The organism is Mesorhizobium sp. M7A.F.Ca.ET.027.02.1.1 (assembly GCF_004022985.1).
GTDB lineage: Bacteria > Pseudomonadota > Alphaproteobacteria > Rhizobiales > Rhizobiaceae > Mesorhizobium.
The window spans coordinates 1-441 of the sequence record NZ_RZOL01000950.1 but is presented as its reverse complement, the minus strand read 5'-3'; the positions used below and the strand labels follow the sequence as shown (position 1 = coordinate 441).

The 441-nt window shown below is 57.4% G+C and carries 1 protein-coding gene; it reads right to left on the bottom strand.

The features are described from left to right. Window positions 1-441: hypothetical protein (locus EN749_RS37165; RefSeq protein ID WP_210214780.1), on the bottom strand; the 441-nt coding region annotated here is incomplete at both ends.

Here is a 441-nt window from a genome sequence, read left to right as displayed (position 1 = left end):
CTTCACTGTCGCGCAGATCGAAATGATCGAACTGGCGGAGGAAAAGATCGCTGAAGCGGTTGGCTTCAAGACCCTGACCGCTATCGCCGCCAGACAGCGGCGTATTGGTCAGGAACTGGAGTTGATAAAAGGTGAGATCGCGAAACTGCCAGCGCAGATGCAACAGGCTTTGCCAGACGTCCAGCGCCAGGGTCACGCGTTTGATTTTCAGGTAGCCGCCATCTTTCAGGCTGGCGTTGATATCCCGGACATCGAGCGTCGGGCCAAAATTCTGCCAGTTAGCGCTGACCTGGCTGACGTTCACCGGCACGCCGGTGGTGGATTCGATTTTCGCCAGCAGCTGCGGACGCCAGCTGTCCAGATGCGGTAATACGAGGCGTAGCCCGCTCACGAGCAACGCGACAATCACGACCAGCGTTGCCCCTGTAAGCAATAAAATCC